A 15038-nucleotide genomic window follows, 5' to 3' on the forward strand; every position below is an offset into this window, starting at 1 on the left:
CGACGCCTTTTTGTGAACATAAACTGTACTGCCTGAGAGCAGCATTCCCGCCACCCATTGGAAATGCGCCACCCCAGACCTCGAAGACCTGCACCATGCCACCACGCTTTAACGTCCAGTTCGGTCAGAGCCTGTGCGACATGCTTCAGGCAGAACTGGCGCTGGTCTGCAATTTCATGGACCACGAGGGGCGCATCCTCGCCTCGGGCGATCCGGCACGCATAGGGCGCATACACCCGGTGGCCGCCCGCATCATGCGCGGCGAGATGGATGAATGCAGCGTAAGCCGCGAAGAAGCCGCCAGCTCCGGCGTGGTGCGCGAAGGGGTGCTCACCGCCATCGACCTCGATGGCCAGCGCCTCACCTGCTTCACCATCGCCGGGCCATTGCCCGTGGTGCGGCCGCTGGCGCACGTCGTGCGCTTTTGCGTCACCTCGCTTCTGCAGATCGTCGGCGGTGAGGCATCCTCGCTGCACGCACCCCTGGCGCCCGTCGCCAACTTCAATGAATTGCTGCAGCACGCCAGCACGGCGGTGCGCTTCAGCGTCGCACGGCTGCACCAGACGCTGGAGCACATCACCGAGGGCGTGACGCTGTTTGACGAGCAGCTGCGCCTGGTGGTCTGGAACCGGCGCTTTCTCGAAGTGATGGACTGGCTGCAGGAGCCCGAACCCCGCGGGCAGACGCTGGAAGCCATGATCACGCGCTACCTGGTGCTGCAAGGCATGCAGGACGTGCCGCAGCTCGCCGAGCATGTGCATGAACGCATGCAGCGTCTGCGCGCCGGCCGAAGCAACGACTTCCAGTTCCGCACGCTCCAGGGCAAGTGCATCGCGATCGCCGACCGCGCGCTGCCCGGCGGCGGCGTGGTCTCCACCTACACCGACGTAACCGAGCGCCAGCAGCTGCTGGATGCGCTGCGCAATGCACGCGACGACGCCGAGCTGCTGGTGCAGGAACGCACGCGCACCCTCGATACGCTGGTGCAGCTCTCCACCGACTGGTTCTGGGAGCAGGATGCCGAGCACCGCTTCACGCGCACCTTTGGCAACGTGCTCGACAAGCTGCATGTCCCGCCCGAGTATTTCGTTGGCAAGCGCCGCTGGGACAGCCCCATGCTGGGCGTGAGCGACGCGCAGCGCGCCGAGCACATCGCGCTGCACGAGCGGCGCGAGCCCTTTCGCCAGTTCGAGTACGGCCTGGCCATGCGCAATGGCGAGGTGCGCTACCTGTCGGTCAGCGGCGCGCCGCGCTTTGATGTCCACGGCGTCTTTCTGGGCTACCACGGCACGGGCAACGACATCACCGAGCGCATGCACAACCAGCGCCTGCTGCAGGAGCACAGCCACGCGCTGCAGCAGGCCAATGCCGAGATGGAGCGGCAGGTAGCCGAACGCACGGCGCAGCTGCGCCAGCAGCTGAGCTTCATGCACCAGCTGCTAGACGCCATCCCCACACCCATCTTCTACAAGGACACCGCGGAGCGTTACCTGGGCGGCAACCGCGCCTTCGAGCAGGTGCTGGGCAAGCCGGTGCAGGATTTCGTTGGCAAGACGCTGCGCCAGGTCCGGCCCGACTTCCTCATCCGCCATACCGAAGAGGCCGGCCGTCAGCTGCTGCGCGAGATCGGGCAGACAAGCTTCGAAGAGCCGGTGGAGTATGGCGACGGCTCGGTGCACGAGATGCAGCTTCACAAGGCCAGCTTCATCGATCTCTCGGGCCGTATCGGAGGCGTCGTCGGCGTGATGTTCGACATCACCGCGCGCAAACGCATGGAAGAAGACCTGCGCCAGGCAGCCGCCTTTTTTGACAACAGCATCGAAGGCATCATGGTCACCGGACTGGACGGCCGAGTGCTCAACGTCAACCCGATGTTCACGCGCATCACCGGCTACACGCGCGCGCAGGCGATCGGTCAGCACGTGCGCATTTTCAAGTCCGGGCGCCATGCCGACAGCTACTTCAAGGCGGTGCGCGAGGCCGTCGCACGCGAAGGCAACTGGCAGGGTGAGGTCTGGAACAAGCGCAAGAACGGCGAAATCTATCCGCAATGGCTGTCGGTCTCTGAAGTGCGTGATGCGCAGGGCGCGGTGGTGCACCACGTGGCCTCGTTCTCCGACATGAGCCAGCAAAAGGACGCCGAGGAACGGCTCGAGCAACTCGCCTACACCGATCTGCTCACGCGCCTGCCCAACCGCCGCCGACTGCTCGATCGCTTGGGTCATGCGCTGGCGCTGGGCGAGCGCAACCCCCAGCACGGCGCGCTCCTGATCATCGACATCGACGAATTCAAGAGTCTGAATGACACCCGTGGGCACGAAGCTGGCGACCGCCTGCTGCAGCAGGCGGCGCATCGGCTGACCTCGCTCATCAGCGAGGGCGACACCCTGGCGCGCCTGGGCGGCGACGAATTTGCAGTGCTGATGGAAGGCCTGGGCACCGACGCGTCGGTGGCCGTGGCGCAGGTGCAAACCCAGGCCGAGAGGCTGCTGCAGGCCCTCGATGCCCCCTATGCGCTGAGCACAGGCGAGCACCACCACAGTGCCAGCATTGGCATCGCGGTGTTCGATCAGGGCCATTGCGACCGCGCGCAACTGCTGCAGCAGGCAGAGATGGCGATGTACCGCGCCAAGGCGTCGGGGCGCAACACGCTGAGCTTCTTCGACCCCGAGATGCAAGCGGCGCTGGGACGACGCATCGCACTGGAGCAGGCGCTGCGCAGCGCCTTGCAGGCACGACAGTTCGAGCTGCACTATCAGCCGCAGGTGAACGACGCAGGCGCGGTCATTGGCGCCGAGGCCCTGGTGCGCTGGCGCACCAGCGATGGCACCATGGTGCCACCGGGCGAATTCATCGGCCTGGCTGAAAGAACCGGCCTGATCCTGCCGCTGGGCCGCTGGGTGCTTGACACCGCCTGCCACCAGCTCGTTGCCTGGGCGCTTGATCCCGCGCGCGCGCACCTGAGCATCGCGGTCAACGTGAGCGCGCGCCAGTTCCACCACCCGGATTTTGTTGAGCAGGTGCTGCAGGCGCTGTCGGACAGCGGTGCCCCGGCGCAGCGCCTCAAACTGGAGCTGACCGAGAGCCTGCTGATCGAAGACATCGAGTCCGTCATCACCAAGATGCAGACGCTCAAGGAGCACGGCGTCGGTTTTTCGCTCGACGATTTCGGCACCGGCTATTCGTCGCTCTCCTACCTGAAGCGCCTGCCGCTCGATCAGCTCAAGATCGACCAAAGCTTCGTGCGCGACGTGCTGCTGGATGCCAACGACGCGGCGATCGCCCGCACGGTCGTGGCACTGGCCGACAGCCTGGGCCTGCAGGTGATCGCCGAAGGCGTGGAAACGGCCGAGCAGCGCGATTTTCTGCGCGCCAGCGGCTGCCATGCCTACCAAGGCTACTTTTTCAGTCGGCCGGTGTCGATCGATGCCTTCGAAGCCTGGATGACGGCACGCTCCACGCGCTGAACCTGCGTTGCGGCAGTGCCCCTGGGGCATCCAGACGCTACTGGTTAACCCGGTTGTTTGTAACAGCGCGCCCGCGTAGCATGGCCACAGGCGGTCGAGTTACCAGATGTACCCAAGCGCCATGCTGCCGTGGCCTGCCGCACGGCCTTCGTTGTAAACCCTGTTTCTTACGAGAGGTATTGCACATGGCCCCATCCGAATCCCGCGTTGCACCCGAGATCCGCAGCGACAACCTGCCGGCCGTCACATACAAGGACTTGCCCGAGCCGCTGCCGATGAAGAAGGTGATAGGCGCGAGCGTCATCCTGCTGGCCGGCTCGGTCGGATCGGGCGAATTCGTGCTCTGGCCCTACATGGCAACGCAGACCGGTTTGGCGCTGGTCTGGCTCGCCACGATCGGCGTGCTGACGCAGTATTTCCTCAACATGGAGATAGAGCGCTACACCATGGCCACGGGCGAGACCGCGGTCACGGGTTTCACCCGCCTGTGGAAGCACTGGAGCTGGCTGTTCATCATCATGGCCGTCGTGCCGTGGATGTGGCCAGGCTGGGCATCGGGCAGTTCAACCGCGCTGACCTATGCCTTCGGGCTGTCGGCCGACAAGGTGCTGCCCATCACCATCGCCTCGCTGGTGCTGATCGCGATCGTGCTCACGGTCTCGCCCGTGGTCTACAAGACGGTCGAGAAGATCCAGACGCTGCTGGTGGCGCTGATCGTGCTCTTCATGCTCTACATGCTGTTCGGCCTGCTGAACGGGCAATCATGGTCGGCACTGTTTGGCGGCTTCACCGCCGAGGTGCCCAAGATCCCCGAGGCCGTAGGCAAGATCCCGGTGGCGCTGCTGCTGGGCGCGATCGCATTTGCCGGCGCCGGCGGCGTGATGAATCTGGCGCAGTCGAACTGGATCCGCGACAAGGGCATGGGCATGGGCGCACACCTGCCCAAGATCGTCTCGCCGATCACGGGCGAGGAAACCACCTCGGGCGCGATCGGCTATTTTTTCCCGCAGAACGAAGAGAACCTGCGCCGCTGGCGCGGCTGGTGGCGTGTGGCCGACCGCGAACAATTCATCACTTTTTTTGTCCTCGGGCTGCTGGCCATCCTGCTCTTCATGGCGCTGGCCTACACCTATGTCGGCGTGGGCAGCAGTGCCAAGAATTTCGACTTCGTGCGCCTGCTGGGTGAAAACCTCAATGCCAAGGCAGGTGGCTGGGCCGGCCACGCCTACTGGTTCACCGGGGTGGTGGTGTTGCTCTCGACCAACCTGGCGGTGATCGACATGATCGGGCGCATCGTTGCCGACATCTGCAAGACCAACTGGCTGCGCGACAGCAAGACCTGGAGCGAGAGCCGGCTGTACTTCCTGGTGGTGTGGCTGATGGTCATCTTCGGCTCGACCATCCTGCTCTCGGGCGTGAGCCAGCCGCTGCTGCTGCTCGTGATCGCCTCTTCGCTCAACGGCCTGGTGATGTTCGTCTACTCGGTGCTGCTGATTCAGCTCAACCGCGGCATGCTGCCGCGCGCGATCGGTCTCAAGGGCGTGCGCTACGCCGCGATCTGGTGGGCCGTGGTGTTCTACGGCGGTTTCTCGATCTACCTGCTGATCGACCAGTTCGGCAAATTGTTCTAATGAAATGTGGCTCCAGCGCTTGATGGGCATGCGCTGGCAGCTATCAAATCAGATTTTCAACCGGTCAAGGTGGCGTGCGATCTGCACGCGCACCTGCACCGGCGCCGTACCACCCAGCGTGGCGCGCGCGTTCAGCGATCCTTCCAGGCTCAGCACCTCGAACACGTCGGCCGCAATCGCCGGATGAAAGCCCTGCAAGGTCGCGAGCGGCAATTCGGAGAGATCCACGCCCGCCGACTGCGCCGCCTTGACGGCATGTGCCACGGTCTCGTGCGCGTCGCGAAACGGCAGACCCTTCTTCACCAGGTAGTCGGCCAGGTCGGTGGCCGTGGCGTAACCCTTCATCGCGGCGGCACGCATGACCTCGGCATTCACGCTGATGCCACCTTCCTTGGCGCCGGTGGCGGGGTTCACCTGTCCGCCGATCATTTCGGCAAAGATGCGCAGCGTGTCCTTCAAGGTGTCGACGGTATCAAACAGCGGCTCCTTGTCTTCCTGATTGTCCTTGTTGTAGGCCAGCGGCTGGCCCTTCATCAGCGTGATCAGGCCCATCAGATGACCGACCACACGCCCGCTCTTGCCGCGCGCCAGCTCCGGCACGTCGGGGTTCTTCTTCTGCGGCATGATCGACGAGCCGGTGGTGAAGCGATCGGCGATGCGGATGAAGCCCACGCTCTGGTTCATCCACAGCACCAGCTCCTCGGACAGGCGCGAGATGTGCAGCATCACCAGGCTGGCGGCGGCGGCAAATTCGATGGCGAAATCGCGGTCGGAGACGCCATCCAGGCTGTTCTGGCACACACCTTCCATGTCCAGGGTTTTCGCCACGCGTTCGCGGTCCAGCGGGTAGGTGGTACCCGCGAGCGCCGCCGAGCCCAGCGGCAGCACGTTCACGCGCCGACGCACGTCCTGCATGCGCGCCTCGTCGCGCGCGAACATCTCCACGTAGGCCAGCAGGTGGTGGGCAAAGCTCACCGGCTGCGCCACCTGCAAATGGGTAAAACCCGGCAGGATGGTGTCCACATTCCTTTCTGCCACCTCGACGAGCGCCCATTGCAGCGCGCGCAGCAGGCCGTGGATCAGGTCGATCTCGCCGCGCAGCCACAGGCGCACGTCGGTCGCCACCTGGTCGTTCCTGCTGCGCCCGGTGTGAAGGCGCTTGCCGGCATCGCCCACGAGCTGCGTCAGGCGCGCCTCGATGTTCAGGTGCACGTCTTCCAGATCGAGCTTCCAGTCGAACCGGCCGGCCTCGATCTCGGCCGTGATGCTGGCCATGCCCTTGACGATCGCCGCATGATCTTCTTGGGCAATGATGCCCTGCGCCGCCAGCATCTCGGCATGCGCCAGGCTGCCGGCGATGTCGGCCCGCCACAGGCGCTGGTCGAAAAACACGCTGGCGGTGTAGCGCTTGACCAGATCGCTCATGGGCTCGGAGAACAGCGCCGACCAAGCCTCGCCCTTGCTTGCAAGTTGATCGTGAGAGGGAGAAGAAGAAGCGGCAGGCATGGCAGCAATAATCGGCACCGGGAGAGCCACGGCGCCAGCAATGACAAAGCCGCAAATTCTATCGACCAGGGCCGGCAAGCCCGCAGATGCGGGCATGCTGATCTTTGACGCCTGCCGCGCGGGCGTGGTGCTGCGCGCCGTGTTGTGCGTGGAGCTGGTGCTGGCGGTGGCGGCGATGTTTGTTGCGGGGGACCTGTTCGGCTGGCTTGGGATCCTGTCCTTGTTGACCGGTGCCGCGCTGCCCGCCACGCTGGCCTGGCTGCTCGCCGCCTGCAGCCTCAAGCGCATCCTGCAGGGTGCCCGGGTGCCGCTGCAAGTGGGCGCCGGCGTGGCGCTGGGCGTGCTCGCTGGTCTGTTGGCCTGTGCGCTGCTCGCCCAGGTGGCGCCAGTGGGCGGTGAGCCGCACTGGATCGCCAGCGGCGCCACCGGCGCGCTGCTGTCCGCGCTGCTGGTGGCCGCCTTGCTGCTGCGCGCACGCGGGCGCACCCCCGCGGCTACCACGGCCCGCCTGACCGAACTGCAGGCACGCATCCGCCCGCACTTTCTCTTCAACAGCCTCAACAGCGCCATCGCGCTGGTGCGCGAAGATCCGGCAAAGGCGGAAACCCTGCTTGAAGACCTGAGCGAGCTGTTTCGCCATGCCCTGCTCGACCAGGGCGACATCACCACCCTGGGAGCGGAAATCGAGCTCGCGCGCCATTACCTGGCGATCGAGCAGATCCGTTTCGGCGAGCGCCTGCAGCTGGCCTGGCAGCTCGATGAACGCGCCAACACCGCGCGTGTGCCTCCGCTGCTGCTGCAGCCGCTGGTGGAAAACGCCGTCAAGCACGGTGTCGAACCGTCGCCGCTGACCGCCCGCATCGAGGTGCGCACCGAGCGCCGCGGTGCGCGCGTGGTGCTCACCATCACCAATTCGCTGCCGCCCAAATCGGTCGCGCTGGCACCCGGCCAAGGCAACGGCATTGCATTGAAGAACGTGCGCGCACGCCTCAAGCTGCTGCACGACGTGGACGGAGAGTTCAGCGCCGGTCTGCACGAAGGGCGCTGGCGCGTGCGCATCACCCTCCCGGCCACCTGAAAGGCCTGCCCATGCGCATCCTGATCGTGGACGACGAACTGCTGGCACGCAAGCGCCTGCGCACGCTGCTGGCCGAATGCGACCCGCGCCACCAGGTCGTGGACGCGGGCCACGCCGGTGAGGCACTCGCGCTGCTGCACCAGCCGCCGGCGTTTGACGTGGTGCTGCTGGACATCCACATGCCCGGGCAGGACGGCATGGCACTGGCGCACCTGATCCAGCGCCTGCCCGAGCCGCCTGCGATCGTGTTCGTCACCGCACATGCAGAGCACGCGCTCGCCGCCTTTGAGATCGACGCCGCCGACTACCTGACCAAGCCGGTACGCCTGCAGCGGCTGCAGCAGGCGCTGGCCAAGGCCGGGCGCACCATCCATCCGCCCACCCCGGCAGCGGCTGCCAGGCCGGACGGCCCGACGCTGCTCGTGAGCGACCAGGGGCGCACCGAGCGCATCCCCCTGGCCGAAGTGCTCTACATCCGCGCCGAGCAGAAATATCTGACGCTCAAGACCACCGCGCGCAGCTATGTGATCGACGGCGCGCTGACCGAGCTGGAGGCGCGCCATCCGCAGGAACTGGTGCGCATCCACCGCAGCCTGCTGGTCGTGCGCCAGGCGCTGCGCGCGCTCGAACGCCATCCGGAACTGGACGAGGGTGACGGCTGGGCAGTACGGCTGCGCGGCAGCACCGAACTGCTGCCGGTCTCGCGTCGCCAGGTCGCAGCGGTGCGCGAGCTTCTCATGCAGGAGCGCTGACCGCAGTGGGCTGAAAAAGCGGCGCCGCCACGGTCAGCAATACCTTCACGCAGAGGCTTCTTCAGCTACTTCGCGCTCGCGCCGGACGCCCCCGTTTGCGCGTGCCTTGCACGTCGGCAAGCGCCGATGCGGGCACCTCCGACGCTGCATCGGCATCCCACGCGGCAACCAGGGCCATCATGGATTGCACGAACTGCGTTCTCTGCCCTGCAGGCAAGGGGGCAAGAATGCGCTGCTGCACACGCAGTACGGCCGGCTCGGCTTTCCGGAGCAAGGCAAGACCTTCTGGCGTGGCGTGCAACAGGCGCACGCGCCGGTCCTGCGGACTCAGACGCCGCTCCAGCCAAGCTCGCGCTTCCAACCGGTCAATCACGCTGCCTATCGTCGACGTATCAAAGTGGATCTGCTGCGCCAGCGTGCGCTGATCCATCCCCGGGTGGCGCGACACCGCAGACAAGGCCGCGTATTGGACTGGCGTTATGCCCCAGTCCTGCACTTCATCCGCGAACAACGCCACTGCCATCTGCTGCAGACGGCGGATGAAGTAACCAGGATAGTTCTCGATTTCGGCGGGGCTGATCTTCATGGTTCATGCGGCAAACGGGCTTGATGATAGTCGGCGCATCTCCGGTTGCGGTGAAGGCGCGCGAACCCAGTCAGGCCACACCGTCAAGGGATTGAATGCATGCAGGGAAAATCCGTTTTATCGTCAGTGTACTTGTAATCAGTTTACTTTTGATTTACGATCTACCCAACGTGCTCACCTGACAGCGCAAAGGAAAGCTTCATGAACACCCTGCAACCCGGGTCCAGCGATTGGAAAAACGTCGCTGCGCAAAACCAGCCAGACTCCTCACCTGCGCTCGATGCGCTCTATCAGGGCATGAAGGATGAATTGCTGGTACCGCTGTGGACGCAAATCGGAGACCTGATGCCGGCACACCCGCAGAGCAAGGCCAGCGCACATCTGTGGCGCTGGAAGCGGCTGGTCGAGCTCGCCGAGCGTTCGGGTCACCTGGTGCCCGTGGGTCGTGGCGGTGAGCGCCGCGCCATCGCGCTGGCCAACCCGGGCCTGGGCGGCCGGCCCTACGCCACGCCCACGCTCTGGGCAGCGATCCAGTATCTGATGCCGGGCGAGAACGCCCCCGAGCATCGCCACACGCAGCACGCCTTTCGCTTCGTCGTCGAAGGTGAAGGCGTCTGGACCGTGGTCAACGGCGACGCAATCCGCATGTCGCGCGGCGACTTTCTGCCGCAAGGCGGCTGGAACTGGCACGCGCACCACAACGCCGCCACCGCGCCCATGGCCTGGATCGACGGCCTGGACATCCCGTTTTCCTACTACACCGAATCGCAGTTTTTCGAGCTCGGACGCGAGTCCCTCTCCAAGGCCGAGATGGGCACGCCCGCGTTCTCGCGCTCCGAGCGCCTGTGGGCCCATCCCGGTCTGCGGCCGGTCTCGCAAATGCAGGACAGCGCCACTTCGCCACTGCTCGCCTACCGCTGGGTGGACACCGACCGTGCCCTCACCGAGCAACTCAAGCTCGAGGCCGAAGGTCACGCCGTGACGCTCAGCCCGGGCCACGCCGCGGTGCGCTACAGCAACCCGACCAACGGGTGCGACGTGATGCCCACCATCCGCTGCGAAATGCACCGCCTGGCAAGCGGCACGACCACCCAGCCGCGCCGCGAGGTCGGCTCCTCGGTTTACCAGGTGTTCGACGGCCAGGGCAGCGTGCAGGTGGGCAAGGAGCGTTGGCAGGTCGAGCGCGGCGACATGTTCGTCGTGCCCTCCTGGCGGACCTTCACGGCCGGGTGCAACAAGGATGCGCCACAACTCGACCTGTTTCGCTTCAGCGACACCCCGATCTTCGAAGCCTTGCACGCACACCGCGCGGGCAATCCCTGACCTCTTGCCACCCACCCGACCATGACTCAAGATACCTACCTCTGGACCCCTGCACCCACCCCTTGCGTTGCGGTACGCGGCAGCGCGCAGCGTCTGCCCGTCAGGCGCCTGTTCTTCGTCGGCCGCAACTACCACGCCCACGCCGCCGAAATGGGCAAGCCGGTGGACAAGAGCGTCGAGCGACCGTTTTACTTCACCAAGTCACCGCTCACGCTCACCGCCTCGGGCAGCACCACACCCTACCCGAGCGAAACGAAAAACTACCAGTTCGAGATGGAATTGGTACTGGCCGTAGGCAAAGCCGGCTTTCGCATCCCCGCCGAGCAGACGCACGAGCACATCTACGGCTATGCCTGCGGCCTGGACATGACGCGCCGCGACCTCCAGCTGGCGGCGCGCGACAAGGGTCGCCCCTGGGACCTGGGCAAGGACGTGGAGCATTCCTCCGTCTGCAGCGAGATCGTCCCCATGCCGGGCAAGGTGATGGAGTCCGGTGCCATTGCGCTCAGCGTCAATGGTCAGGTGAAACAGCATTCAGACGTGAGCAAGCTGATCTGGAACATCCGCGAGATCATCGCCGACCTCTCGCTCTTCTACCACCTGCAGCCCGGCGATCTCATCTACACCGGCACACCCGAGGGCGTGGGGCCGGTGGTCAGTGGCGACCAGTTGCATGGCCACATCGACGGCGTGGGAGAAATCCTGCTCACCATCGGGCCGGCAGCGGCCTGAATCCACCCGCACACTAGGAGACACACGATGCTGCAGGGATGCACCTTCTGGCCGCAGGATCAGGCGCAACGCTTTCGCGATGCCGGTTTGTGGAGCGGGCAGACACTCTGGGACATGATGGCCGCGACCATCGCGAGATCTCCAGCCAAAACAGCTGTCGTCGCCGGTGACACGCGCCTGAGCTACCGCGATCTGGACGAGCAGACGGCGGTGCTGGGCGTGGCGCTGCTGGAGCATGGCCTCAAGCCTCTTGATCGCGTGGTGCTGCACCTGCCCAACACCATCGAATTCGTCCTCTACTACCTGGCGCTGGTGCGCATCGGAGCCATCCCGGTGATGGCGCTGCGCGCCCACCGCGAGACGGAAATCCGCCACTTCACGCGCGCATCGCAGGCCACGACCTATATCGCACCCGATGCCATCCGCGGCTTTGACTACCGCGCACTGGGCGAGCAGCTGAAACAGGAATTCGCGCATCTCAAAACCGTCGTCATCGTTGGCGAAGCCGGCAGCGGGCAGCTCAGCCACGCGCAATTGATGGCCGAGGGCACAGCGATCAACGACCGCAGCGCACGCCTGGCTGCGCTGCACATCACCCCCGAGGAAGTCGGCACCATCCTGCTCAGCGGCGGCACCACGTCCCTGCCCAAGCTCATCCCGCGCACCCATCAGGACTACGTGCTCAACGCTCGTCTGTGCGGCGCGGCGACGCAATTCAACGCCGAGACGGTGTTCATGCCCATCCTGCCGCTGGCGCACAACTACAACCTGTGCTCGCCCGGTATCCTGGCGACGTTTTATTACGGCGGCACCGTCGCACTGTGTCCGTCGACCGAAACCACCGACATCTTCTCGACGGTGCAAAGGGAAGGCGTCACCGTCGTCGCTTCGGTACGCCCGCTCGTGGCGCGCTGGCTCGACGACACCAGCATCGGCCAGTACGACCTGTCCTCGCTCAAGGTGGTGCAAAACGGCGGCACGCGCATGCCGCCGGAATTTCGCCGGCGCATGATGCAGGAGCTGCACGTCACGCCGCAGGAGGTCTACGGCACCGCCGAAGGCCTGATCAACATGACAGCGCTCGACGCCAGCGAAGACCTGCTTTTGAACAGCTCGGGCGAACCGGTGAGCGAATTCGACGAGATAAGGATCATCGACGAAGACGGCAACGAAGTACCTGACGGTACAGCCGGCGAGCTCGTCACGCGCGGCCCCTACACCATCTGCGGCTACTACAACGCACCCGAGGTCAACGCCAGAGCCTTCACGCCCGATGGTTTCTACAAGATGGGCGATGTGGTGCGCAAGCAGGGGCGCACGCTCTACGTCGAGGGGCGCAAAAAGGATGTGATCAACCGCGGCGGCGAGAAGATCGACTGCGAAGACATCGAGAACATCCTGGTGCAGCACCCCGCAGTGCAGACAGCCAGCCTGGTGGCCATGCCCGACAAGGAGTTTGGCGAAAAGGCCTGTGCCTTCGTCGTGCTCAAGGCCGGCCAGCAGTTCAGCTTTGGCGAGATGCTCGCCTACATGAAGCGCATCAAGGTGGCCTCGTTCAACATCCCCGAGCGGCTGGAAATTGTGGACAGCCTGCCCACCAGCCCCGTAGGCAAGGTACTCAAGCGCGAGCTGCGCCAGATCATCACCGACCGCCTGGCGCAGGAAGCCGCGACGCGTTGATCCCGAAGGAGACACCATGAAGATTGACATCATCGGCGCCGGCCCGGCCGGCCTGCACTTCGCCTCGCTCATGAAGCGGCTTGACCCGCGCCATGACATCACCATCCACGAGCGCGGCCCGCGCAACGCCACCTGGGGCTTCGGCGTGGTGTTTTCCGACCAGGCGCTGGACTTTCTGCGCATCGACGACAAGGAACTGTTCGAGTACCTGCGCCCGCACATGGAAAGCTGGAGCGACCTGACGATCAACCACAACGGCACCAGCGTGCCGATCGCCGGCAATGGCTACGCCGCCATCGGGCGCCTGGAGATGCTCTCGCTGCTGTACCGCCACGTCGAAAGTCTGGGCGTGACCATCCGGTTCGATACCGAAATCACCGTACTCTCGCAGCTTGCGGGGGCCGACCTGATACTGGCGGCCAACGGCGCCGCCTCCTGGGTGCGTGAGGAAAACCGCGGCAAATTCGGCACCACCACCGACCTGCGGCCCAACAAGTTCATGTGGTGCGGCTCAACCAAGCCATTCGACACGCTGAGCCTGAGCTTTCACGACAGCGACACAGGCGTGTTCTGTGCCCACCACTACCGCTATACGCCGTCGATGAGCACCTTCCTGATCGAAGTCACCGACGCAACCTGGAAGCGCACCGGGTTCGACCGCATGAGCAACGATGAAGCCATGCGCTACTGCGAAAAAATCTTCGCGCAGGAGCTCGATGAGCACCCCATCGTCTCGAACAACTCCTACTGGCGCAATTTCCCGGTGATCTGGAACGAGCGCTGGCACTTCGACAACGTGGTGCTGATGGGCGACGCGCTGCGGCCCGCGCATTTTTCCATCGGTTCAGGCACGCGCATGGCCATGCTTGACGCCGTGGCGCTGTGCAACGCCTTCAAGGAAACCGGCGACGACGTGCCAGCGGCGCTCGAGCGCTTTCACGAGTTGCGCATGCCGACGATGAAGAAGATCTGGGACGCAGCCAACCGCAGCATGCGCTGGTACGAGGAAATGGACGCGCTCGTGCCGGCCAAGAACGCCATCGAATTCGCCTACGACTACATGACACGCACCGGCCGCATCAGCCACGAGAAGGTGCGCCAACTCGACCCCGGCTTGGCGGCAGCGTATGAAAAATTGCACCCTGAAGTGCTGACACAGTAGGTGCGTCAGACCCTCTTGCCGAATTGCAAATCCTGCTCCCGACGATCGAAGTTTCCTCGGAAGCTGGCCACTGGCTGGGGCGTGCTCAGCGACGTTTGGCTACCGTTTCGCGAGGGGATTGGTCAAACGCCGACCGGTAAGCCCGGGAAAACTCCCCGAGATGGGTCCAGCCGTATTGCATCGCCGTCTGCGCGATCGACGGGCGCAGCGCCGTACTGGTCATCAGGCTTGTGCGCACCGCGTCCAGGCGCTGGCGGCGCAGCCATTGCATCGGCCCCATGCCACGCGTACGCTGGAAACTCGCCTGCAACGTACGGACGGCCACACCGCACGAACGGGCCACGCCGGCCACGGTGATCGGCTGGTCGATACGCTCCAGCATCCACTCCTCAGCGCGTCGCTGCAGCAGCAAATCCGGCTGCGCATCTGCAACCGCCTTTCCCGCCTGATTGTGAGGATGGAGCAATAGCAGCGTTGTGCATACCTGCTCCTCCAGGCAGACGTGCAGGTGTCTGAGCGCCATGTCATCGCACTCTCCGCGCAGTCCTGCAGCCACGGTGTGCAACAAGGGGGCCAGTGCGCTCCACGCGGGTGTATCCAGCGCCATGGAGCCGGCAAAATCGATCGGGATCGTGGCTGGGCGCCCACTCAACGCCAGCCAGGCCGCGTCGATGGCTGAGCGCTGCAGTCGCAAAGTCAGCTGCTCGAAATCCGAGGAGGCAGAAAATCTGAACCGCGGTGCGGCACTGACCAGTCCAGCGTGATTTTTCGTGACGTCCACACGCTCACGTCCGACTTCAAACGAGGCGGAGCCGCTGAGGCAGACACTGAACACGTAGTAGTTGCCCAAGCGCTGCGGATCCACATCCACTGCCGCTCCATAGGCGAGACGACTGAGGGACATGGAACCAAAAGGCAGGCTGTCCATGCTGGCGCGCAGTTGCTGCCGGGGGCGCGCGATATGTAGCTGGTGGGAACTCAATACCCGACCACACAGTTCGCGCGCCTCGTCCACGTCATGGGTCTCGAAAACCCGAGCGCGCTCCCAGTCGATACCGTGAATCAGGAGTGATGGGGAGATCGAGGACATGGGGCAGCGCGAAGCAGTACTCGAATGGTCG

Annotated in this window: 11 protein-coding genes; 8 read left to right on the forward strand and 3 right to left on the reverse strand. The window is 64.8% G+C overall.

Features of this window, described 5'->3' with window-relative positions; genetic code table 11:
* Window positions 1-95 precede the first annotated feature (95 nt).
* Together ABS45_RS06180 and ABS45_RS06185 are read left to right on the forward strand one after the other, a co-directional pair.
* The gene (locus tag ABS45_RS06180) at window positions 96-3467 is read left to right on the forward strand and encodes an EAL domain-containing protein (protein ID WP_291554154.1); all 3372 of its coding nucleotides are present in this window, start codon (window positions 96-98) and stop codon (window positions 3465-3467) included.
* A 185-nt stretch (window positions 3468-3652) separates the two neighbouring features.
* The gene (locus ABS45_RS06185; protein WP_291554155.1) at window positions 3653-5098 is read left to right on the forward strand and encodes an Nramp family divalent metal transporter; all 1446 of its coding nucleotides are present in this window, start codon (window positions 3653-3655) and stop codon (window positions 5096-5098) included.
* 48 nt (window positions 5099-5146) lie between these two features.
* Here the strand turns inward: ABS45_RS06185 and argH are convergent, their stop codons facing one another.
* A complete protein-coding gene (gene argH, locus ABS45_RS06190; RefSeq protein WP_291554157.1) occupies window positions 5147-6604 on the reverse strand; it encodes an argininosuccinate lyase in 1458 nt (485 codons plus the stop codon).
* Between the two features lie 40 nt (window positions 6605-6644).
* On the opposite strand from argH, the gene ABS45_RS06195 reads away from it, so the two are divergent.
* Both ABS45_RS06195 and ABS45_RS06200 read left to right on the forward strand, forming a co-directional pair.
* Complete coding sequence (locus ABS45_RS06195; protein ID WP_291554159.1) at window positions 6645-7682, forward strand: histidine kinase; 1038 nt, start codon at window positions 6645-6647, stop codon at window positions 7680-7682.
* Window positions 7683-7693: 11 nt separating this feature from the next.
* Window positions 7694-8434 (forward strand): LytTR family DNA-binding domain-containing protein, encoded by a 741-nt coding sequence (locus tag ABS45_RS06200; protein WP_291554161.1) that lies wholly within the window; start codon window positions 7694-7696, stop codon window positions 8432-8434.
* Window positions 8435-8495: 61 nt separating this feature from the next.
* Here ABS45_RS06200 and ABS45_RS06205 read toward each other — a convergent pair whose 3' ends face one another.
* Window positions 8496-9020, reverse strand: a complete 525-nt coding sequence (locus ABS45_RS06205) for a MarR family transcriptional regulator (RefSeq protein WP_291554163.1) — start codon at window positions 9018-9020, stop codon at window positions 8496-8498.
* 201 nt (window positions 9021-9221) lie between these two features.
* Between ABS45_RS06205 and ABS45_RS06210 the strand changes: the two genes are divergently transcribed.
* From ABS45_RS06210 to ABS45_RS06225, 4 genes are read left to right on the forward strand one after another with little or no spacing between them, the layout of a single operon-like run.
* Window positions 9222-10343 carry a cupin domain-containing protein gene (locus ABS45_RS06210; RefSeq protein WP_291554166.1) on the forward strand — a complete coding sequence of 374 codons (1122 nt, stop codon included), beginning with the start codon at window positions 9222-9224 and terminating at the stop codon, window positions 10341-10343.
* Window positions 10344-10364: 21 nt separating this feature from the next.
* Window positions 10365-11075, forward strand: a complete 711-nt coding sequence (locus ABS45_RS06215; protein WP_291554167.1) for a fumarylacetoacetate hydrolase family protein — start codon at window positions 10365-10367, stop codon at window positions 11073-11075.
* 27 nt (window positions 11076-11102) lie between these two features.
* Window positions 11103-12755, forward strand: a complete 1653-nt coding sequence (locus ABS45_RS06220; protein ID WP_291554170.1) for an AMP-binding protein — start codon at window positions 11103-11105, stop codon at window positions 12753-12755.
* Window positions 12756-12771: 16 nt separating this feature from the next.
* Complete coding sequence (locus tag ABS45_RS06225) at window positions 12772-13917, forward strand: FAD-dependent monooxygenase (protein ID WP_291554172.1); 1146 nt, start codon at window positions 12772-12774, stop codon at window positions 13915-13917.
* An 85-nt stretch (window positions 13918-14002) separates the two neighbouring features.
* Here ABS45_RS06225 and ABS45_RS06230 read toward each other — a convergent pair whose 3' ends face one another.
* Complete coding sequence (locus ABS45_RS06230) at window positions 14003-15007, reverse strand: AraC family transcriptional regulator (RefSeq protein WP_291554174.1); 1005 nt, start codon at window positions 15005-15007, stop codon at window positions 14003-14005.
* Between the last annotated feature and the right edge of the window lie 31 nt (window positions 15008-15038).

This window comes from Comamonas sp. SCN 65-56 (assembly GCF_001724135.1).
Classification (GTDB): Bacteria; Pseudomonadota; Gammaproteobacteria; order Burkholderiales; family Burkholderiaceae_C; genus Comamonas_C.

What these genes read in the sequence shown, in the direction of transcription:
- ABS45_RS06180 (WP_291554154.1), top strand. Translation starts at nt 96, where the DNA reads ATGCCACCACGCTTTAACGTCCAGTTCGGTCAGAGCCTGTGCGACATG.
- ABS45_RS06185 (WP_291554155.1), top strand. Translation starts at nt 3,653, where the DNA reads ATGGCCCCATCCGAATCCCGCGTTGCACCCGAGATCCGCAGCGACAAC.
- argH (WP_291554157.1), bottom strand. Translation starts at nt 6,604, where the DNA reads ATGCCTGCCGCTTCTTCTTCTCCCTCTCACGATCAACTTGCAAGCAAG.
- ABS45_RS06195 (WP_291554159.1), top strand. Translation starts at nt 6,645, where the DNA reads ATGACAAAGCCGCAAATTCTATCGACCAGGGCCGGCAAGCCCGCAGAT.
- ABS45_RS06200 (WP_291554161.1), top strand. Translation starts at nt 7,694, where the DNA reads ATGCGCATCCTGATCGTGGACGACGAACTGCTGGCACGCAAGCGCCTG.
- ABS45_RS06205 (WP_291554163.1), bottom strand. Translation starts at nt 9,020, where the DNA reads ATGAAGATCAGCCCCGCCGAAATCGAGAACTATCCTGGTTACTTCATC.
- ABS45_RS06210 (WP_291554166.1), top strand. Translation starts at nt 9,222, where the DNA reads ATGAACACCCTGCAACCCGGGTCCAGCGATTGGAAAAACGTCGCTGCG.
- ABS45_RS06215 (WP_291554167.1), top strand. Translation starts at nt 10,365, where the DNA reads ATGACTCAAGATACCTACCTCTGGACCCCTGCACCCACCCCTTGCGTT.
- ABS45_RS06220 (WP_291554170.1), top strand. Translation starts at nt 11,103, where the DNA reads ATGCTGCAGGGATGCACCTTCTGGCCGCAGGATCAGGCGCAACGCTTT.
- ABS45_RS06225 (WP_291554172.1), top strand. Translation starts at nt 12,772, where the DNA reads ATGAAGATTGACATCATCGGCGCCGGCCCGGCCGGCCTGCACTTCGCC.
- ABS45_RS06230 (WP_291554174.1), bottom strand. Translation starts at nt 15,007, where the DNA reads ATGTCCTCGATCTCCCCATCACTCCTGATTCACGGTATCGACTGGGAG.